Source organism: Shewanella jiangmenensis (assembly GCF_018596335.1).
Lineage (GTDB): Bacteria > Pseudomonadota > Gammaproteobacteria > Enterobacterales > Shewanellaceae > Shewanella > Shewanella jiangmenensis.
This window is the reverse complement of the sequence record NZ_JAHEPS010000004.1, coordinates 84455-103999: the sequence shown is the minus strand read 5'-3', so window position 1 is coordinate 103999 and position 19545 is coordinate 84455. Positions and strand designations below refer to the sequence as shown.

Annotated in this window: 16 protein-coding genes and 1 pseudogene; 7 read left to right on the top strand and 10 right to left on the bottom strand. The window is 56.0% G+C overall.

The annotated features are described in order from the left end of the window. Nucleotides 1–34 precede the first annotated feature (34 nt). The gene (locus KJI95_RS11410) at nucleotides 35–1636 is read left to right on the top strand and encodes a methyl-accepting chemotaxis protein (protein ID WP_214507335.1); all 1602 of its coding nucleotides are present in this window, start codon (nucleotides 35–37) and stop codon (nucleotides 1634–1636) included. A gap of 129 nt (nucleotides 1637–1765) precedes the next feature. Here the strand turns inward: KJI95_RS11410 and KJI95_RS11405 are convergent, their stop codons facing one another. Beyond that, nucleotides 1766–3376, bottom strand: coding sequence for an AbgT family transporter (locus KJI95_RS11405; protein WP_214507334.1), 1611 nt, complete (start codon nucleotides 3374–3376; stop codon nucleotides 1766–1768). A gap of 691 nt (nucleotides 3377–4067) precedes the next feature. Here KJI95_RS11405 and KJI95_RS11400 point away from each other — a divergent pair. Genes KJI95_RS11400 through KJI95_RS11390 form a run of 3 tightly spaced genes read left to right on the top strand, consistent with a single transcriptional unit; the run spans nucleotide 4068 to nucleotide 6334 of the window. Then, a complete protein-coding gene (locus KJI95_RS11400) occupies nucleotides 4068–4637 on the top strand; it encodes a LemA family protein (RefSeq protein ID WP_214507333.1) in 570 nt (189 codons plus the stop codon). A gap of 3 nt (nucleotides 4638–4640) precedes the next feature. Next, entirely contained in the window at nucleotides 4641–5660 is a 1020-nt protein-coding gene (locus tag KJI95_RS11395) for a DUF3137 domain-containing protein (protein ID WP_214507332.1), read from the top strand. Beyond that, nucleotides 5660–6334, top strand: a complete 675-nt coding sequence (locus KJI95_RS11390; protein ID WP_214507331.1) for a lytic transglycosylase domain-containing protein — start codon at nucleotides 5660–5662, stop codon at nucleotides 6332–6334. Before KJI95_RS11395 ends, KJI95_RS11390 begins: the two co-directional genes overlap by 1 nt. A gap of 112 nt (nucleotides 6335–6446) precedes the next feature. Here the strand turns inward: KJI95_RS11390 and KJI95_RS11385 are convergent, their stop codons facing one another. Continuing rightward, nucleotides 6447–7301 carry a 23S rRNA (adenine(2030)-N(6))-methyltransferase RlmJ gene (locus KJI95_RS11385; RefSeq protein ID WP_214507330.1) on the bottom strand — a complete coding sequence of 285 codons (855 nt, stop codon included), beginning with the start codon at nucleotides 7299–7301 and terminating at the stop codon, nucleotides 6447–6449. A 135-nt stretch (nucleotides 7302–7436) separates the two neighbouring features. Here KJI95_RS11385 and KJI95_RS11380 point away from each other — a divergent pair, with 135 nt between their 5' ends. Further along, entirely contained in the window at nucleotides 7437–8183 is a 747-nt protein-coding gene (locus KJI95_RS11380) for a class I SAM-dependent methyltransferase (RefSeq protein WP_214507329.1), read from the top strand. On the opposite strand, the pseudogene KJI95_RS19690 reads toward KJI95_RS11380, so the two are convergent. Next, nucleotides 8180–9080, bottom strand: a pseudogene (locus tag KJI95_RS19690) (DMT family transporter). The gene KJI95_RS11380 and the pseudogene KJI95_RS19690 sit on opposite strands and share 4 nt — an antisense overlap. 108 nt (nucleotides 9081–9188) lie before the next feature. On the opposite strand from KJI95_RS19690, the gene KJI95_RS11370 reads away from it, so the two are divergent. Next, nucleotides 9189–9671 carry a MarR family winged helix-turn-helix transcriptional regulator gene (locus tag KJI95_RS11370; protein WP_214507328.1) on the top strand — a complete coding sequence of 161 codons (483 nt, stop codon included), beginning with the start codon at nucleotides 9189–9191 and terminating at the stop codon, nucleotides 9669–9671. Nucleotides 9672–9887: 216 nt separating this feature from the next. Here the strand turns inward: KJI95_RS11370 and KJI95_RS11365 are convergent, their stop codons facing one another. Both KJI95_RS11365 and KJI95_RS11360 read right to left on the bottom strand, forming a co-directional pair. After that, the gene (locus KJI95_RS11365) at nucleotides 9888–10193 is read right to left on the bottom strand and encodes a hypothetical protein (RefSeq protein ID WP_214507327.1); all 306 of its coding nucleotides are present in this window, start codon (nucleotides 10191–10193) and stop codon (nucleotides 9888–9890) included. Nucleotides 10194–10377: 184 nt separating this feature from the next. Then, nucleotides 10378–11649 (bottom strand): SdrD B-like domain-containing protein, encoded by a 1272-nt coding sequence (locus KJI95_RS11360; RefSeq protein WP_214507326.1) that lies wholly within the window; start codon nucleotides 11647–11649, stop codon nucleotides 10378–10380. A 351-nt stretch (nucleotides 11650–12000) separates the two neighbouring features. Between KJI95_RS11360 and KJI95_RS11355 the strand changes: the two genes are divergently transcribed. Further along, entirely contained in the window at nucleotides 12001–14184 is a 2184-nt protein-coding gene (locus KJI95_RS11355) for an OsmC domain/YcaO domain-containing protein (RefSeq protein WP_214507325.1), read from the top strand. A gap of 117 nt (nucleotides 14185–14301) precedes the next feature. Here the strand turns inward: KJI95_RS11355 and KJI95_RS11350 are convergent, their stop codons facing one another. The 5 genes from KJI95_RS11350 to KJI95_RS11330 form a co-directional block, all read right to left on the bottom strand. Further along, complete coding sequence (locus KJI95_RS11350) at nucleotides 14302–14703, bottom strand: acyl-CoA thioesterase (protein WP_214507324.1); 402 nt, start codon at nucleotides 14701–14703, stop codon at nucleotides 14302–14304. A gap of 125 nt (nucleotides 14704–14828) precedes the next feature. Further along, nucleotides 14829–16622, bottom strand: coding sequence for an AMP-dependent synthetase/ligase (locus tag KJI95_RS11345; RefSeq protein WP_214507323.1), 1794 nt, complete (start codon nucleotides 16620–16622; stop codon nucleotides 14829–14831). 370 nt (nucleotides 16623–16992) lie between these two features. Then, on the bottom strand, nucleotides 16993–18234 hold the full coding sequence (locus KJI95_RS11340) for a hypothetical protein (protein WP_214507322.1): 1242 nt from the start codon (nucleotides 18232–18234) through the stop codon (nucleotides 16993–16995). Further along, a complete protein-coding gene (locus tag KJI95_RS11335; RefSeq protein WP_214507321.1) occupies nucleotides 18231–19079 on the bottom strand; it encodes an ABC transporter ATP-binding protein in 849 nt (282 codons plus the stop codon). Before KJI95_RS11335 ends, KJI95_RS11340 begins: the two co-directional genes overlap by 4 nt. Before the next feature lie 14 nt (nucleotides 19080–19093). Continuing rightward, entirely contained in the window at nucleotides 19094–19465 is a 372-nt protein-coding gene (locus KJI95_RS11330; protein ID WP_214507320.1) for a GntR family transcriptional regulator, read from the bottom strand. Nucleotides 19466–19545: the final 80 nt, after the last annotated feature.

The following is a 19545-nucleotide window of genomic DNA, read 5'->3' as shown; positions in this document are numbered from 1 at the left end:
CTAATCGTCTTTCTGGATACGGACTCATATGGATATGCAAGCGATAAAAATAAAACAGTTGCTGATGCTGCTTGCCAGTGCAGTGATCCTGACTCTGGCCGCACTGGGGCTGGATGCCTGGCTTAGCCATCAGGATACAGTGCAGCGCATCGAGAAGTCCGATGTTCTGGTGCGTCAGCATCAGACCCTCAATCAACTCCAGCTCTGGATGACCCAGCTGGTACTGGTTGCCATGGATAATCTGGTCGACAAAGCCGAAGGCAAGGTACAACCCGAGCGGCAGCAGGAAGCTGAGCAACTGGTTGCCAACATCGGCAGTGCCCTTGCCAGCCTACCGCAGGCCGAGCAGCAAACCCTGCGACCGCCGTTCGACAGCCTTGGCAACACAGTCCTGCACACCCTGCCGCAGCTGATTGAAGCGCGCGCCGGTGAATCCGAGATGGCCAAACTCGATGACGACATCGACGCTGCCGGCTCAGCGCTGAGTGACAGTCTCAATCGCCTTATCAACGACTACCAAGCGCAGTTTGACGCTGGCCAAGCCGAGCTTTCCGAGCATCAACAGGAGCGCACCAACCGCTCCATCAGCCTGCAACTGATGCTGGGCTTACTGCTGTGCGCCGCGCTTTGGTGGATAGCCCGCGCCATATACAAACCCCTTGGCGCCGAGCCGCGGGAACTGAAAATGCTGGTTGAGCGCATCGGCCGTGGCGATTTGGCGCAGCACATCAGCGCCCACGATAGGCAGTCGGTGCTGGCTGGTGTTGATGTAATGCAACAGGAGCTGCGCGCTGTGGTGCAATCCATCCGGCAATTGGCAATGACGCTGGCGTCCCAGGCGGAAACCCAGGGCGGGCGGGTAAACGAACTGCACTCACGGGCCGGTACCATGGCCAATCTGGTGAGCGAGATTGTTGACAGCATTGCCCTGACCGATCAGAGCCGCGCCGAAGTGCAGGAAGGCAATCGCCGCCTGGTGGAGCTTGCCAAAAGCGCCGAAGATCAGGCCGAGGGCAGCATTAAGCGCCTAGGCGGCGTCACCCGCGCGGTCGAAGATTTAGCCCAAGGCATTCACACCGCCTCCGCCAAGGTCAATGCCCTTGGCGAGCAAACCGAGACCATTTCCACTCTGGTCACCGGCATTCGCAATATCGCTGAGCAAACCAACCTGTTGGCACTGAATGCCGCCATTGAAGCGGCACGCGCCGGCGAGCAGGGGCGCGGCTTTGCCGTTGTAGCCGACGAAGTTCGCCAACTGGCGGTGCGCGCCGCCCAAACCACCCAGGACATAGTGCAGGCCATTGGCGCCATTCGCGACAAGACCCGTGAAGTGGTGGAGGAAATGGATGCCAACGTCAGCCTGACCCAACGCGGGCTGGATGAAATCAAAGATACCAGCGCGTCGGTCGGCGAAATTGTCGACAGCTGCCAGACAGTGGCAACGGCGGTGGGCGATCTGATGGAACAGATGTCAGTGCAGGCACGGCAAACCGAGGCGGTTGTGGATTACGTGCGCCAGATTGACCATCACGCCAGCGAAAACGGCCACTCCTTTGAAATAGCCTCCAAAGAAGCGGCTCAGCTTGGCGAGCAGGCAAGCGCACTGTCGGGCATGGTCAATCGATTTAATATCTGAGCTTTGAGGCTGCTTAGCTTAATGCCAGCCACACCGGCTCAGATAGCTTCCGGCTCCGATAGTTTCCGGGCTCAGTGCCACGCTCAGCGTTAAGCACTTAGCCCGGCATTACACAATCAGATCAATCACTTATCCCGGCGTGTAATAGGTTGCCGCGCCCGGGCCAACCGGCAGCCCCAAGCCAAACACCCACAGGAAGAAGAAGGCGCTCCAGCCGGTAAAGAACACCAGGGTATAAGGCAGCATGGTCGCCACCAGGGTGCCAATACCCATGTCCTTCTTGTAACGGCAGGCCACTGCCAGAATAAGCCCGAAATAACTCATCATCGGGGTGATAAGGTTAGTGACCGAGTCACCAATCCGATAAGCCGCCTGAATGGTCTCAGGGGCGTAACCCACCAGCATCAGCATGGGCACAAAAATCGGCGCAGTCACAGCCCACTGGGCCGAGGCCGACCCGAGCGACAGGTTAATCACGCCGCACATGGCGATAAACAGCAGGAACAAAAGCGGTCCGGTCAGGCCCAGCGCCTTGAGCGCATCGGCGCCGAGCACCGCCATCACGGCGCCAAGGTTGGTCCAGCCGAAAAAGGCCACAAACTGCGAGGCAAAAAACACCAGCACTATGTACATGCCCATGGTGCTCATGCTCTGGCTCATGGCATTAATCACGTCGGTATCTTTTTTCATGGTGCCAACCACCCGGCCGTAAACCAGGCCAGGAATGGCAAAGCCAACGAAAATAAACACTACTATGCCTTTAAGGAAAGGCGAGCCCGCCACCAGGCCTGTGTCAGGATGGCGCAGCGGCGCCCCTTCCGGCACCACAGTCAGCGCCAGCAGCGCCGCCACGGCAAGCACCGCCAGACCGGCGATTTTCAGGCCACGCTTTTCAAGCGGGCTTACGGTTTCCATGGTTTGGGTCGACAGATCGATACTCGCTTCACTGTCATCGTATTTGCCAAGCTTGGGCTCGACGATTTTTTCAGTCACCCAGGCGCCCATCAGCGCCACCACAAAGGTGGAGGCAAACATGAAATACCAGTTCACCTCCGGGCCAACCACGTACTCGGGGTCAATCATTCGCGCTGCGGCTTCGGTAATGCCCGACAGCAAGGGGTCAATGGTGCCCAGCAGCAGGTTGGCACTGTAGCCGCCGGATACCCCGGCAAACGCAGCCGCAAGGCCCGCCAGCGGATGACGGCCAAGGGAGTGGAAAATCATCGCCGCCATCGGGATCAGCACCACATAACCAAGCTCGGAGGCGGTGTTGGACACGATACCGGCAAACACTATGGTCACAGTGACCAGGCGGCGTGAGCGGCCAATCACCAGCGCGCGCATGGCGGCGCTGAGGAGCCCGGAGCGCTCTGCAATCCCCACCCCAAGCAGCGCTACCAGCACAGTGCCCAGCGGGGTAAAGCCGGTGAAGTTGGTAACCAGATTGGACACTATCATCCTAAGGCCTTCGGCGTTCAGCAGACTCACCACCGAAATCATGCCATCGGCGCTGCGACCGGGCGCGCCCTCAGGGCGCGGATCGGCAACCGATACCTCGAAATAGCCCAGCAGCCCCGACAGCAGCACCACGCCGAGACAAAACAGCGCAAACAGGGTAATAGGATGAGGCAGCAGGTTACCAAGGCGCTCCACCAGATTGAGGAAGCGGACAAACCAGCCGCTCTTGGCTATGTCTTGCGGGGTCTCGGACGAGGTAGTGTCCGGCATCTGTGCACTCATCTTGTATCCTTCAGGCGAGGCTGCTTTGCAGCACTTGTTATGGGTCAAATCGACTGCCCGGATGCGTGCAAAATTTCGCCGCCTCCAGCCAAAGTGGGCTGGCACGCTAGCACAAAAGGGTTAACACAAACTTAAGCTGGGGCGGGATCAAGGTGCAAAAAACGTGGGAAGACAGGCAAAAAAAAGGGATCCCGGAGGGATCCACAAAGGCAAATTGGTTGCCAAATCCAAATGTTGTGCACTTGAGACTCTAGCGCTGGATAACTGAACTTAAGCTTAACGGCCATCAAAAATAGTCTGTTCATGGATAAATCCGGCCGCCGTACGCATTATTGTGCCAAGGTGCCAAATTGCCCCGCGAACAGCGGATTTTACCGGTTCCAAAGCTAACTTCTCTTGTTGTGCTGATGAAAATCGCACCAATCAAAAATCAAGTAAAATAGCTAATTATCATAATGTTACATTGCGACAGCCACTTTTCCACCTGGCTAAACCAAGATTTCGAAACCCTCAGCCAAAATTCGAGTAAAAGCACTCAAAATCATCAGCTTAATTCAAGAACAGGCAGCCTGGGACGGATTTTTATTGCGAAGGTGTTCAGAATTCCACCGCGACTGATGCATTTAGGGTCATTTTATGGTTAGCTTGGGCAGCAAAGCCCGAAAAGGGCGACATATAATAAGGACTTGCGATGGAAGGATTATTAATCGGTCTGGTGTTGGTCACTATTGTGGCGTACCTGTGGTACGTCAGCCTTATCAAAAAGCGCAACACTGCGCGGGAGGCCTTGTCCGGCATCGACGTGCAGCTGAAGAAGCGCGCCGATCTGGTCCCCAACATCCTGATCATAGCGCAAAAGTTTATGGATCATGAAAAGTCGCTGCTGACGGAAATCACTGCCCTGCGCGCCCAGATGAGCGCCGCCTATGACAAGGGCGATGCCGATGCCGTGCGTCAGCATCTGGCTCAGGCCGATGCGCTGAACAGCAAGATGGGCCAGCTGATGGTCACGGTAGAAAACTACCCTGAGCTTAAAAGCGACCAGACCATGGTGCAGGCCATGCAGACCTACAACGAGGTCGAAGCCCACATCAGCGCCGCCCGTCGCTTTTACAATTCAGCCGTGTCGGAGCTGAATACCGCCGTGGAAATCTTCCCCGGCTCGCTGATTGCCAACATGGCCTCGGTTAAAGCCATGCCGTTTTTTGAGGCGCAGGAAGCCGATCGCGCCCCGGTAAACGCCAGCGATTTTCTTAAATAACCCATGAACATGTTGTCGTTTTTGCTCGGTGCGCCCATCAGGGCGCAGCGCGCAGCCAAGGGCCTGTTTGCCGATGCCGACGAACTTGCCGCCCTGCAGGCTTATTATGACGAGAGCCTCGCGCCCCTTTGCCGCAAGTTCGAAAATCAGCGCGTAACCGCCCTTAAGCACGCCCGTAAACGCTGCTATCTTGGCGCGGCAGCCTATGCGGGCGCGGCCTTGTTTGCGCTGCCCTTTATCCGCCCTGACGCCGAGTTTGCACCGCTGATATGGATGGCGGCCATTGCCCTTGCCGTGATTGGCTGGCGCTGGGCCAGCTTTCCGATGCGCCATTATTCAAGCAATGTGCAGGCTGAAATCTACCCCCGTATTTTCAGATACTTTGGCCCCGACTTTGTGTTTGCCAAGGGGCAGGACATGGGGCTTCGGATGTTTAAAGAAGCCAAAATCCTGCCCGGCTACGACAAGGCACGCTTCGATGACTGCGTGCTTGGCAGCCATCTTGGGGTCGAGATTGGCATCAACGAAGTGCAGCTGCTGCGTGAAGACAGAGATAAAGACAACAAACCCCAGGACGTGACCGTGTTTCGCGGCCTGATTATCTCGCTGGCAAGCCACAAGCCGTTTAAGGGCCACACTGTGGTGATCCGCTCCCGCAGCAGCCTGACCAACTTTTTCTCCGACAGCCACGGCGGCCTCGAGCGGGTACGGCTCGAAGACCCGCAATTTGAAAAGCTGTTTGATGTATTTTCCAGCGATCAGATTGAGGCGCGGGTGCTGTTAACCACCGCCTTTATGGAGCGACTGCTGAACCTGGCCAATTTCTTCAACAGCCGCATCCAATGCGCCTTTCATCTCAACCGCTTGCTTATCACCATCGAGAGCCGGGATAACCGTTTTGAGCAATCGTCCATCTTCAACGGTGCAACTTTTGAATATGAATTCAGCCAAATCAATGCAGAAATGAAGCAACTCTTTGCTATCATAGAGTTACTAAAGCTTAACGAATACACGGGTCTGTAATGCGTTTTTTGTGGTTGTTGCCTTGTTTGCTGCTCGCGGGAATGGAGCCGGTTTATGCCAGCGCCAGCGGCCAAACTGCCCCCGAAAAACCCAAGATCACCGCGAAATTTTCTGAGCACGGCACCGGCAAACAGACCCGGGTATACAAATACATCCAGCCAAACGGCACGGTCGCCTTCAGCGACAAGGCGCCCGACAGCGGCAAGTATCAGGTGATCCTGTTTGACTGCTACGCCTGTAATCCGCGCTCCAAGGTTAACTGGCGCACCATCCGCCTTAATCGCAGTTACGAGCAGGACATTTTGCTCGCCGCACGGCGTTATAAGCTTGATCCGGCGCTTATTCGCGCGGTGATCCATGCCGAATCCAACTTCGATCCCAAGGCCATTTCCCGCACCGGTGCCATGGGGCTGATGCAACTGATGCCGGGCACCGCCAAAGACATGGGCGTGCGCAACTCGTTTCAGCCAAGCGACAATATCAATGGTGGCAGCCGTTATTTATCCATGATGCTGGAGCGGTTTGAAGGCAATTTGAACCATGCACTGGCGGCCTATAACGCCGGGCCGACCCGGGTCGAGGAGTTTCGCGGCATTCCGCCTTATCCTGAAACCAAGGCGTATGTGGAGCGGGTCAATATCCTGCTGTCGCGCTACCGCAACCTGCGCACCTGATGCCCACGCCTGACCCGGGCACTCAGGTTCGAGTCGCCCAGCAACGGGAGCAATAAAAAACGGGCCAGTCGGCCCGTTTTTTTCATTCGTTTTTTATTCAAGCGCAGCAGGTTTACTCGCCCACTTCCCACTCAACCCGCACGCTGCCACCTTCGACATTCAGATGCTGCTGCAAATAGTCGAGCATCTCGGTAGCCAGGGTATCGAGCTGCCAGGGCGGGTTGATGACCCAGAGCCCTGCGGCCGTCATGCCAAATTCGTCTGAGTCAGGCTTGATGGCCTGCTCAATCCGCAGCTGACGACGAATGCCGCTGTCTTTCAGTTTGCCGAGCATGGCTTCGGTCTGCGCGCGGTTAACCACCGGATACCAGAGCAGATACACGCCGGTGGCAAATTTGCGATAGGCCTTGATGATGGCATCGGCCACCGCTTCATAATCGGTTTTGATTTCAAAGCTTGGGTCAATAAGCACCACGCCACGGCGCTCCAGTGGCGGCACGGCGGCAATCAAACCGCTGAGGCCGTCCCACTTGGTCACCTGAACCTGCTTTGCCCCCTCAAAATATTCGCTGAGCAGTTCAAAGTCGGTGCCGTGCAGCTCGTGCAGCACCATACGGTCATCGTTTCGCAGGTGCATATCCACAAAGGCGGGTGAGCCGGGGTACCAGAGCAGCTCGTCGGTATCGTTACCATTGCCTTCGTTAAAGTGACGCACGGCGCCCACATAATGCTTCAGCGACTCAGGCAGATCGGTCTTGGTCCAAAGCTTGCCGATTCCGTCACGATATTCGCCGGTCTTCTGGGCAAATTCATCGCTCAGGCTATAGCCGCCTGCGCCGGAATGGGTGTCGATGTAAACAAATGGCTTGTCCTTTTTCTGCATTAATTCCAGCACTTGCAGCAAAATGGCATGTTTGAGCACGTCGGCATAGTTGCCGGCATGAAAGCCGTGGCGATAACTGAGCATAGTGGGTTCCCGAAACGTTGGGCGGGTGAAAATCTGGCAACATTATAACTGCTTGCGCCGCGCCTGTATGCTTTTGCTGCGTACTGGCCCCGCTTGGCGTTATACTGCCGCGAGTTTATCTGACAGGTGCCCGCTTTGTTTCCAATACAGTTCGATAATCAGGATCAGCGCCTTGGCGACATCGGCCAGCGCTGGGGTCTTGCCTTTGACGCCTCCGCCGCCTTCTCTTTGGTGTTTGAGGAGGACATGCTCACCCTGAAAAAGAACGATGAACCCAAACTTGGCGGCATCTCGGTGGATTTTGTTAGCGGCGCCGTGGCACACAGACGCAAGTTTGGCGGCGGACGCGGTCAGGCCATCGCCAAAGCGGTCGGCCTCAAGGCCGGTGCCAATCCGACCGTGGTCGATGGCACCGCCGGGCTGGGGCGAGACGCCTTTGTGCTGGCAAGCCTTGGCTGCAAAGTATTGATGATTGAACGCCACCCCGTGGTGGCGGCCCTGCTGGAAGACGGCCTTCGCCGCGCCTGGCAGGATGCTGAAATCGGCCCCTGGATGCAAAGCCGGATGCAGCTGCTGCACGGCTCAAGCCTCGAGGCGCTTGCCTGCGTTGCCGACAAACCCGACGTGGTGTACCTCGACCCCATGTATCCCCACCGCGACAAGTCGGCGCTGGTCAAAAAAGAAATGCGGGTGTTTCAATCCTTGGTCGGCGCCGATCTCGATGCCGATGGCCTGCTGCAACCCGCCCTGAACCTGGCGCAAAAGCGGGTGGTGGTTAAACGCCCCGACTACGCCGAAGACCTCGATGGCATCAAGCCCAGCGCCCGCATCGAAACCAAGAAAAACCGCTTCGACGTGTATGTCAAAGCGGCTATGGTCTAAGCGCGGCCAAGCTTATTGCTGCCAAGCTTTCGGCCGAGCAGTGGCAGCAAGCTTGGCAGCAGTGATGCCAGTATCATCCCGGCCATCAGGCCATATTGCAGCGGCGAGTATTGCTCGCTGAGCAGCCACACCCCAAGAGCAATGCCGGTGATGGGGTTGGCGATGCCGCCAAAGGTAAATTCCACCACTGTCATACGCTGCATCAAAAATACATACAGGCCGTAAGCCACTACCGTATTGAGCAGCACAATCCACACCAATCCCGCGACTTCGCGGCTGCTCACACCATCGCGGATTGCCGCGAAGGCGGTGGGCTCAAACCACCACTGAATCCCAGCAACCAGCGCCAGCAAGCTGCCGCCGACTATTAACTAACTGCCACACCAGCACATCCCACCAATGCAGTTTGCCGCTCAGGGTTTGGGTCATGCGGCTACCGACAATAATGCAGCCGATGGCGGCAAGCATAGCCGCCAAGCCAAGTGGATTTAAGGTGAGACTGGCGGGATTAAACAGCAGGGCGCCAAGCACCAACAGTAAAGCGCCTGCCAGCAGCTGCGACGCCCTGGGTTTAGCCTTAAGCACCAGATACTGAAACAGCATGGCGAACAAAGGCACCGACACCATACCCACGCCGGATACCGCCGAGGGCAGCGTATGCGCCATCACAAAAATCAGACTGAAGAACAGCGCTATGTTCACAGCACCCAATTTAACTAACCCCGGCCATTGGCCTTTGGCAGGTAATCCGGGGCGGATACACCAAAGAATAAGTCCGGCCGGCAATGCCCTAATCGCACCCAACAGCAGCGGCGGCCAGTCGGGCATGGTGTATTGGGTTACCGCGTAGGTCGTCCCCCACAGGGCGGCGGTGAGCATGGCCAAAATTATATTCATGGTAAGTATCTTTACGTTGAGATTAATTTCAGGCTAACGCAGAAAAACCTTTCCGTAAAGTATCTTCATGCTAAGATAATTATATGTTGATGAAAATTGAGACATTAGATGGACGCGGTCGATAACATTCTGGCGCAGTGGGCCAAAGAAAAACCCGGCATGGACACCCTTGCCATGGGGATCATGGGGCGTTTTGCCCGACTGATAAAGCACCTTGAGCAGGCCATCAGCGATTGCCACAAGGCGTACGATCTTAAGCCGGGTGAATTTGATGTGCTGGCAACACTGCGTCGCAGCGGCGCGCCTTACCGACTGACACCGTCGGATTTGCTCAGTTCCATGATGCTCACTTCGGGCGCTATGACCAACCGTCTCGATCGGCTGGAAGAAAAAGGTCTGATAGTGCGCGAGCACAGCCAGACCGATCGGCGCAGCATCGAAGTCTGCCTTACCGCCAAGGGCATTTCCACCCTGGCGCAGGTGCTGACCAGCCATGTGGAAACCCAAAAAAAAGCGTTGGCAGGGCTGAGTCAGGATGAGCAGCAGGCGCTCAACGGCTTATTAAAGAACTGGCTCAGCCAGTTTGAGTAACAACCAAGAAGGCCGCCAGCCCAAGAAAACCGGCTCCGGCCTTCTCCTGAACTCACAAGCACATGGGTGAAATAAATAAACCCATAAAAACTATGATTGCCAAGACGCCAAGGACAATAAGTCATAGCCATGGCAGATATTCAGAGTTTTCCACCCGGCACAGCCTTTACGACATCATGGATTAATTTAAACCATCTATAACGACTGAGGCAGTGGTTACTTTGGCATACTGATACCGTATTTTTTGATGTACCAAAACACCGCTGGCAGCTCGAGCACAAAGTAGCTTATCAGGGTAAACCAGAACCAGTTGGTGTTGCCGAGCAGCAGGTTAAACTCGGCGCCACTCCCCCAGTATTTAATGCCGACTATGACCAGTGCCAGCCCCGAGGCGAACAGGTCGCACACCGAAATCTTTTGCATATTACTGCCGGCAAGCTTGGGATACACAGAGCCATAGGCCACGGCAATAATTGCCAGATTCAATAAAATTACCGCCAGCTCAGGGGTCAAACCGCTCATTACCACTCCGGATACCAAAAAATCGGCACCATGATACGCCTGCTCTTGCCCCATCGCCAGAAGCAGGCGTCGGCTAAGCACCACAGCAACAAAAAGAGGCCACACGGGCCTCTTGCTCAGAACAAAACCTTAGATGTAAAGCTTGGACTGCGCCTAAGATTAAGCCCTGTTTTACATACAGATATTATTCGCCCGAGTTATTGATAAGGTCGCAAATATCCTTGGCCTGCAACAGCTCATCGCGGCTGAAACTGTCGGGGTATTTCGCGAGATACTCGGCCCAGGCAATCAGGCTGCCCTGCAGCGCCATGCTGGAGAGCCCCCAACCGGCCTGATAATTCAGCTCGGTGGCAAACAGTTGTTTTTTAAGCAGAGCCAGCGCATCACTGGAAGTAGAACTCAATACCGTCAGACCGTAATCATACGCACCCGGCACAGCCGCCGGCAGTTCGGCAAAGGGCTCGATGTACATGGTTTTAACTGACGAGGTGCCGCTGTACAGATAGTCACGCACCAGCGCCGCACTCACCTGCACTCCTTTGGTTTTGCCTTTTTGCGCCGAGGTTAGCTGATGCTTCCAAAAACCTATGGTCTTGCCGGTGCCAGCAAAGGTCTGGCCGTTGCCATCGGGATCTGCACTGTCAAAATCATCCATCAGGGCGCCGACATTGGTATTAAAGCCAAAATCCTGATTGCTGATGTCCGAAGTCAGCTCAAGGCTCAGCAATGAGGCCGTGGTCGGCAGGTAATAGCCGCTCAAAAGCTCATTGAAGTCGTCCATTACTGCCGGAGTTTCAGGCTGAATGCTGACTTCATAGTAGCCACGGGGCAGCTCGGTAAAGCGGTAATGGCCGCCATCGTCGGTGCGCTGGGTTTCGCCATTACTGAGTAATACCATGACGTTGGCAAATACCGGCTCATCGTTTTCGTGCAGACCATTGCCGTTGGCATCCAAAAACGCCAAGCCGGAGAGATTGAATTTCTGTACATCGATAATGGGCTCACCCGGACCTGTGGTATCACCCACCGCATAATAAGTGCCGCCTTTAACCGAATATTCGGTGTCGTCCTGCCCCAAATGGCCGCTGAAGGTCAGTTCATACAGCTGAGTGCTGCCGGCATTTTGGCCATCGTCGCACTTCCAGCCCGACACACCTGTGGTGGGGTCCAGACCAAACTTCACCAGGTCGCAGCCCTGGCTGGCAATCGGGCTTTCATCAAGCGCCAGCACCCAATGGCTCAAATCCTTTTCCTGCGATGAGGCCATCAGCCGGTAAGTAAAGGTAGTGGTATCGGCGGCAGCGTCATATTGGCTCTCGACAAACTCGACCCGCCAGCCCACATCGGTGATGAGCTTTTCGGTAAAGCTCGGTGCCGCATTCAGGGTGCCGGCCATCGCCACCAGCGACAGGGCTGCAACGCGAACCGATACACATACAGTGGATAATTTAAACATGGCAATTCCCTCAGGCTGACAGACGCAAGGGAATACTCAATAATCAGGCCAACCCAAAAATTGGTATTATCCTCATGAATTTGCTTATTTTTATCAGAAACAGACCGCCCCACAGCCAACTGCTGATTGCAAATTGCCATCGCCATCACCCAGCGCTGTGCAATTTGGGTTTTGCATTTTGCAAAACGCTACCTTAACCCAGACAGGCTTTCGCCTCTTCGGCACGCTCACCGACCGCGCCAGCACAATAAATCCAAGACACATGCCGCAAAAAAGCCGATAATTGCGCTAATTTTTCAGCGGTTTTGCCGCGGGGCAACTGCGAATGCCCGGAACATCTGGAATTATCCCATGGAAATCAAAGTTAATTTTCTCGATAACCTGAGACTCGAGGCCAAATTCGACGACTTCAGCGTCATTGCCGACCAGCCAATCCGCTACAAGGGCGATGGCTCGGCGCCAAGCCCGTTCGACTACTTCCTCGCCTCTTCCGCCCTGTGCGCCGCCTACTTCGTGAAGGTGTACTGCGTGTCGCGGGAAATCCCGACCGAAGGTATCCGCCTGTCGCAAAACAACATTGTCGACCCGGAAAACCGCTACAACCAGCAGTTTAAAATTCAGGTTGAACTGCCAGAGAGCATCAGCGAGAAAGACCGCGAAGGCATATTGCGCTCCATCGACCGCTGCACAGTAAAAAAAGTGGTGCAGACCGGCCCTGAGTTTGTGATTGAAACCGTTGAGAATCTCGACGAAGACGCCCAGGCCATGCTGATGGTTAAGCCCGATGGCGACCACAGCACCTTTATTTTGGGTAAAGATCTGCCACTGGAGCAGACCATCGCCAACATGACCGCCAAACTGGCCGAATTGGGGATGAAAATCGAAATCTCCAGCTGGCGCAATCTGGTGCCCAATGTCTGGTCGTTGCATATCCGCGATGCCGCCTCGCCCATGTGTTTTACCAACGGCAAGGGCAGCACCAAAGAGAGCGCCCTGTGCTCGGCGCTGGGCGAGTTTATCGAGCGCCTCAGCTGCAACTTCTTCTATAACGATCAGTACTTTGGTGAAGAAATTGCCAATGCTGAATTTGTGCATTACCCCAACGAACAATGGTTCAAGCCCGGCAAGCGCGATGCGCTGCCACAGGGTCTGCTCGACGAGTATTGCCTCAGTATTTACAACGCCGATGGCGAGCTGCGCGCCTCGCACCTGATTGACACCAACTCGGGTAACCGCGAGCGCGGCATCTGCGCCATCCCGTACACCCGCCGCAGCGATGGCGAGACAGTGTATTTCCCGTCCAACCTGATTGAAAACCTGTTCCTCAGCAACGGCATGAGCGCAGGCAACAACCTCGCCGAAGCCAAGGTGCAGTGTCTGTCAGAAATCTTCGAGCGCGCGGTAAAACGCCAGATCATCGAAGAAGAGCTGGCCCTGCCGGACGTACCGGCCGAGGTGCTCGCCAAGTACCCAAGCATAGTGGCAGGTATCGAAGCGCTGGAGGCCCAGGGCTTCCCCGTGGTGGTAAAAGATGCCTCCCTCGGCGGCCAGTTCCCGGTGATGTGCGTAACCCTGATGAATCCACGCACCGGCGGCGTTTTTGCCTCCTTCGGCGCCCACCCAAGCCTCGAAGTGGCCTTGGAGCGCAGCCTCACCGAACTGTTGCAGGGCCGCAGTTTTGAAGGCCTGAACGATGTGCAAAAGCCAACCTTCAACAGCCTGGCGGTGCAGGAGCCGGAAAACTTCGTCGAGCACTTTATCGACTCCACCGGGGTGATCTCCTGGCGCTTCTTCAGTGCCAAGCACGACTTCGAGTTTGTAGAGTGGGACTTCAGCGGCAGCAATGAAGAAGAGTCGGCCGCCCTGTTCGGCATCCTCGACGACCTGGGCCTTGAGGCCTATGTGGCAGAGTTCACCGCCCTTGGCAGTGCCTGTCGCATTCTGGTGCCCGGTTACTCCGAGGTGTATCCGGTGTCCGACCTCATTTGGGACAACACCAACAAGGCGCTGGCATTCCGCGAGGACATTCTTAACCTGCATCGCTTGAGCGACGATGAACTCGCCGATCTGATTGAGCGCCTCGAAGACAGCCAGCTCGATGACTACACCGACATTAAGACGCTGATCGGCATCGAGTTTGACGAAAACACCGACTGGGGCAAGCTCACCATTCTCGAGCTTAAGCTGCTCGCGTTCCTCGCCCTTGGCGATCTCGAACCGGCGCTCGAGCTGACCGAAGCCTTCCTGCAGTACAACGACAACACGGTTAAGCGTGGCCTGTTCTATCAGGCAATGCAGGCAGTGCTGGAAATCAGCCTCGATGACGAGCTGGAGCTGGCTGACTATCAGCACAACCTCAGCCGTATGTTTGGCGAGGAGATCATGAATGCGGTGGTGGGTTCGGTCGAAGGCACAGTGCGTTTTTACGGCCTCACCCCAACCAGCATGAAGCTTGAAGGGCTCGACCGTCACCTGCGTTTGATTGACAGCTACAAAAAGCTGCATGCTGCTCGCGCTAAGCTCGCAGGCCTGTAAGCTGTTTCAATAGCTTAGCCGTTCGATAAGCGGCCTCTAGCGGGCCAGAAAACACAAAGCCAATCCCCAAGTAAGAACAGGGATTGGCTTTTTTGTTGCTTACGCCCGGTTAAAACATCAGGCCTCGATAAGGAAGGCTGCGAGCTTTGTGCGGATATCGGCTGGAATAGCCACGCTTTTTTCGGTTTGGTAGTCGTAGTGCACCAGGGTGGTTTTAGCCTCAGCGGTCATCTTGCCGCCCTGAAAGCTCTGCTGCAGCACTTCAAAACTGGAATTACCTATGCGGGAGATGCGGCTTACCACCTCCACCGGCTTACCGTAATAGGTTGGCGCGGTAAAGGCGATGCTGAAACCTGCGACTATCAGGTTCCAGTGGTTCAGGTCGAGCTCGGGGTTGAAGATGGCGAAAATCGGCTCGCGGGCCGCTTCAAACCATATCGGGATCACTGTGTTGTTGATATGGCCAAGCCCATCGGTTTCGTTGAATCTGGGTTGGATACTGAGGTCAAACTGGGCCATGCGGGGTCCTCTTGCTCATCTGAGTGAAGCTCTTTGGGTATGACACAAGCGAGCAGAGTACACCAAGGGCCGCATAAAACAAAAGACCGCCACCGGGCGGTCTTTGGCTTTTTGTACGGTTAAGATCAGCCGCCGTACATGGCACTGATTTCCCGCTGATATTTATGATAAATCATCTTTCGCCTGAGCTTCAGGGTCGGGGTGATCAGCCCTGATTCCATGGTGAAAGCATCGGCCAGCAGAGTGAACTTCTTGATTTGTTCAAAGCCTGCCAAACCATCCTGCATCAGTTTCAGCCGCGCCTCAAAGTGCTCAAGCACATGGCTGTGACGAATAAGCTCCAGCGGCGACTCGTACTTCACCCCTTTCTCTTTCGCCCAGGCTTCCAGCGCTTCAAAGGCCGGCACAATCAGGGCGGTCACATAGTTACGGGCATCGGCGACAATCGCCACCTGCTCGATAAAGGGGCAGCGCCCCACCATGCCTTCAACCCGCTGCGGCGCCACGTATTTGCCGTTCGAGGTCTTCATCAGCTCCTTGATACGGTCGGTGATAAAGAGATTACCCGCCGCATCCAGCCGTCCGGCATCGCCGGTTTTAAACCAGCCTTCCTCAAACGCCGCAGCTGTGTCTTCGGGACGATTGTAATAGCCGGTCATCACGGTATCGCCGCGCACCAAAATCTCGTCATTGGCACCAATGCGCACTTCCACATCCGGCAGGCATTGACCGTTGGAGCCGGGCACCCGGTTTTCCAGGGTGTTGCAGGTGACTGTGGCTGTGGTTTCGGTCAGGCCGTAACCGCAGAGCACTGGCACATTCACGGCATTGAAAAAACGGCTGACATCGGCGTTTAGCGCCGCGCCGCCGCAGGGCATAAATTTAAGCCGGCCACCGAGCTGCTCACGGATTTTACTGCCGACCAACTTATCGGCAATCTTCGCCTGCATTGACAGCAGCACACCGCCTTTTGCGCGCCCCTGAGCCACCTCAAACTGACGACTGCCAACCGACAAAGCCCAGTTGAACAGAGCCTTGCGTGAAGATGGCGCCCGCGACAGCTTATCCTGCACCGCGCTGTAAACCTTCTCCAGGAAGCGCGGCACCACACACAGGGTATGGGGGCGCACGGCGGCAATCGCCTGCTTCACCCGATTGGTATCAGACAAATACACGTTGCGGCCGCCACGGCCAAGCACGTAAAAACTCCAGCCGCGCTCAAACACATGACTTAGCGGCAAAAACGCCAGCGATACATCGCCTTCGGTAAAGGCAAGACGCTTATCGTGCTGATAAATGGTGGACGCAATGGCGCGGTGCGGCAGCATCACGCCCTTGGGCTCGCCGGTGGTGCCCGAGGTATAAATCAGGGTCAAAAGGTCGTCAAGCGACGTCTGCTCGAGGCGAGCGCCCAGCTCCATCGCAGCCTCGGCAGGTGGCACAGCCGCAAGCATGGCCGCGAGTGTCTTATCATCGGGATGGCTCAGCGCAATCGACTCATCAAACACCACGATAGACTTAAGCCCCGGGCAAAGTGCGCGCAGTTCACAGGCGAGCTGGTAACGCTCGGCGTTATCGACAAACAAAAAGCCGACGTCTGCATCGTTAAGAATATAAGCCGCCTGCTCCAGGGTGTTGGTGGGATACACAGGCACCACCACGGCGCGGGCCTTGAGCGCCGCCACATCGGCCACTGTCCACTGTGGACAGTTGTTCGACATGATGGCGATTTTATCCTGTACCCCAAGCCCGGCAGCAATCAGCTGCATCGCCAGCACATCGCTGCCGGTATCGAACTGACTGCGGGACACCTGATCCCAGGGAGCTGCCATTTCAAAGCCTTCAAGGGCGATGGCGTCGGGGTTTTGTTTGGTTTGGGCCTTGAGCAGCCGCACCAGATGAAATTGCTCGAGTGACATGGAATTACCTGCCTGATGACCGGAACTGATTTGCCTGAACTGATTTACCTGAACTTAGGCGTACACGTGTTCCTGTTTTGGCGGCATTCTAGCCCAGCGCGGCCACAAAGGTAAGAGTTATTGCTCTAATTTTGCCGAAAAAGTGACCCAAAGCCCGACTTACAGCCGCCCAAAACCCACAAAAAAGCCGCATTGCTGCGGCTTTGGGTTGAGGTTGCGAATGATGTTAAAGCTAGAGATCTGCGGATTTACAGCCCGAATGCCAACGCACTGATGCTCCGGCCCTGATTAAAGCTCAGCCTTGTTTACGCTCAGCTTGTTGATGTTCAGCTTGGTTTGCGCTCGGCTTAGTTTAGCTTCTAGTTTAGCTTCAGCCGCGCGGCAGCTTGAATCTCGTCCAGTACATAGATGCCAGCGCCAGCAGTGCCAGCAAGCCATTGATCCCAAGCCAAAGCGGCGGATTAGCCGAGCCCTCTTTGGCAAAGCGCAGCGCCACATCCACTGTAACCAGCGGCAATATCATCAGCATCATCAAGGCCGTGGTATGAACGGTATTTTTGCAAAACACCCCGAACGCCAGCGAAAAACCCGCGCCCCAGGCAGTGGCAAGTACAGCCACAGGCCAGATCCACAGCGGCAATTCGAACACCAGCACGGCAATCAGGGCGCTGAACACCATAGACACCACAGTCAGCAGCAATAATTTAAACTGCGCGCCGAACATGCGTTCACAAAAGTCATTCCAACCGGAAAACAGCGGCAGCACCAGCAGCGAATCGAGCGAGCGCCAGCGCATGCAGCGGGTCCAGTGCACCATGGAGCTCATCATCACAGTAAACTGCACCCACAGATGCAGATAGCTGATTTCAGAGCCTTTTGCCTTAAGCGCAAGGCTTGCCACCAGCACCAGCAGCGGCATAAACAGCAGCACGGCGTTTACCGCAGGGCCGCCAAAATAGCTGAGGGGAAAAAGTTTGGCGTCGAGGTGTCGGGTGATGGACAGCCAGCTCCAGCCGGGCAGGTGCAAACCGCCTGTGGTCATGCCGGTGCAGTAAAGCGTTACCGCCTCCTGCCGCCAGGGGCCGCGCCACAGCTTGCTATCCAGCCAATACCACAACGCGATAGCCACTACAGGCGCGAGCCAGTTAAGCCAGGGCAACTGCTCAAGCAGCGGGTCAATCAGCACTATGGCGAAAAATGCCGCCATCGACAGGTAAAAACTGCCCGGGCGCAGATAGCAAAGATACAAAAAGCCGCCGCCAAGCAGCATCGACAGCGCACCATACCCCAGCGGTATGCCGAAAAACTGCCAGCACAGCAGCGACAACAGGGCGGCAAAGGCCAGCAGCGCGCGGCTGTGGCTGCGAACAAGTTCGGTAAAGCCCGGATTCACCAGCGTCCATTCGGCGGCGTGCAACCGATTGTGTTGCCAGGCGATGGCGCAGCAAAGGCCAATGTTGGCAAACGCCAGCATAAAGCCGACTTCATCCGCACGCCCCAGCAGCAAGCCAAGCGGCAGAATCAACCCCAGGAATACCGCCGCCATGCCAAGAAAGCTGGCCGAGCCCACATCGCGGCACCACAGCGGCCAGAATGCGGCAAGCCGGCTCATGGGTGCAGCTCCATAAACAGTTGCTCAAGATTAAGCGGCTCGGCCGCGAGTAACCCCTCAAACTGCTCGTTCTGGTAGCCATCGACCACCACCCGGTTGCCCTGCCGACCAAGGATTTTAAGCGTTGGCGGCAGCTTGGTGCCCGGAGCCAGATTCAGCAGCCGCACCGACTCACGCACCCCATCAAGCTCACTGCAAATCAAAAGCTTACCATCTTTGAGCAGCGCCACGTGGCTGGCAACCCGCTCCAGATCCGAGGTGATATGGGATGAAAACAGTACCGCCGAGCCGGATTCCAGCGCCAACTCAAACAGATCGCCCATAAAGCGGCGTCGGGCAGATGGGTCGAGACTCGCCACCGGCTCATCGAGAATAAGCAAGCTGGGGCGATAGGCCATGGCCATGATGATGGCGAGCGACTGGCGCTGACCCAGACTCAAACGGTTAACCTGCGCCTTGGCATCCAGCCCAAAACGCGTAAGCCAGCTTTGCTCGAGCGCTTTGTCCCAATCGGGATAAAAACCCGAGTGCAGCGCCAGCGCCCGTTCAACCGAAAAGCCTTCATAACCGAAGTGCTGCTGCGGCACATAACCAATGCGGGTTTTATGCTGTTTATCAAGCACATCTGAAGACTGGCCCAGGGTAAGCACTTCGCCTTCGTCGGCCGCAAGCAAACCGAGGATTGTGCGCATCAGGGTCGATTTACCGGCGCCGTTTTCACCGAGCAGCCCCATCACCATGCCGGGCTCCAGGGTCAGGTCGATACCATCGAGCGCCAGCTTGTCACCAAAGCGCTTTTTCAATCCACGAACCGCCAGCAGCGGTCCTTCCAACGTCATGTCCATTGTCGTTTCAGGCCTCATTGCCACAATTTTTTAAGCAGGATTTCAAGTTCATGGTGTGTCATGCCCAGCTGGCGAGCTTCGGCAATCAACTCAGTGAGCTTGGGCGTGAGTAATTCAGCAGCCGAGGTGGCCCCGGCTTCACCACGGGGCGCAACCCGGGTCGCCTGCCCACGGCGGCGCTCCAGATAGCCCTGATCCACCAACTGCTGGATGGCGCGGGATACCGTCATCGGGTTTACCGCCAGCGCCTCGGCTATCTGACGGACAGACGGCAGCACATCATCCTCAGCCAACTGGCCGGAGACGATAAGCCTCACTATCTGTTCATGCAGCTGGCGATATATAGGTTCGCCGCTGGAGGGGTTGACATTCAGAAGTTCTAACATTAGCCTTGAATCACTGTATTAATACATTGATACACCGATACACTATAAATTAGCACAGTCGGCCCGAATTGCAAAAAGGA

Excerpts from the sequence above, each read along its gene's own strand:
- KJI95_RS11410 (WP_214507335.1), top strand. The coding sequence starts at position 35 with ATGCAAGCGATAAAAATAAAACAGTTGCTGATGCTGCTTGCCAGTGCA.
- KJI95_RS11405 (WP_214507334.1), bottom strand. The coding sequence starts at position 3,376 with ATGAGTGCACAGATGCCGGACACTACCTCGTCCGAGACCCCGCAAGAC.
- KJI95_RS11400 (WP_214507333.1), top strand. The coding sequence starts at position 4,068 with ATGGAAGGATTATTAATCGGTCTGGTGTTGGTCACTATTGTGGCGTAC.
- KJI95_RS11395 (WP_214507332.1), top strand. The coding sequence starts at position 4,641 with ATGAACATGTTGTCGTTTTTGCTCGGTGCGCCCATCAGGGCGCAGCGC.
- KJI95_RS11390 (WP_214507331.1), top strand. The coding sequence starts at position 5,660 with ATGCGTTTTTTGTGGTTGTTGCCTTGTTTGCTGCTCGCGGGAATGGAG.
- KJI95_RS11385 (WP_214507330.1), bottom strand. The coding sequence starts at position 7,301 with ATGCTCAGTTATCGCCACGGCTTTCATGCCGGCAACTATGCCGACGTG.
- KJI95_RS11370 (WP_214507328.1), top strand. The coding sequence starts at position 9,189 with ATGGACGCGGTCGATAACATTCTGGCGCAGTGGGCCAAAGAAAAACCC.
- KJI95_RS11365 (WP_214507327.1), bottom strand. The coding sequence starts at position 10,193 with ATGAGCGGTTTGACCCCTGAGCTGGCGGTAATTTTATTGAATCTGGCA.
- KJI95_RS11360 (WP_214507326.1), bottom strand. The coding sequence starts at position 11,649 with ATGTTTAAATTATCCACTGTATGTGTATCGGTTCGCGTTGCAGCCCTG.
- KJI95_RS11355 (WP_214507325.1), top strand. The coding sequence starts at position 12,001 with ATGGAAATCAAAGTTAATTTTCTCGATAACCTGAGACTCGAGGCCAAA.
- KJI95_RS11350 (WP_214507324.1), bottom strand. The coding sequence starts at position 14,703 with ATGGCCCAGTTTGACCTCAGTATCCAACCCAGATTCAACGAAACCGAT.
- KJI95_RS11345 (WP_214507323.1), bottom strand. The coding sequence starts at position 16,622 with ATGTCACTCGAGCAATTTCATCTGGTGCGGCTGCTCAAGGCCCAAACC.
- KJI95_RS11340 (WP_214507322.1), bottom strand. The coding sequence starts at position 18,234 with ATGAGCCGGCTTGCCGCATTCTGGCCGCTGTGGTGCCGCGATGTGGGC.
- KJI95_RS11335 (WP_214507321.1), bottom strand. The coding sequence starts at position 19,079 with ATGGACATGACGTTGGAAGGACCGCTGCTGGCGGTTCGTGGATTGAAA.
- KJI95_RS11330 (WP_214507320.1), bottom strand. The coding sequence starts at position 19,465 with ATGTTAGAACTTCTGAATGTCAACCCCTCCAGCGGCGAACCTATATAT.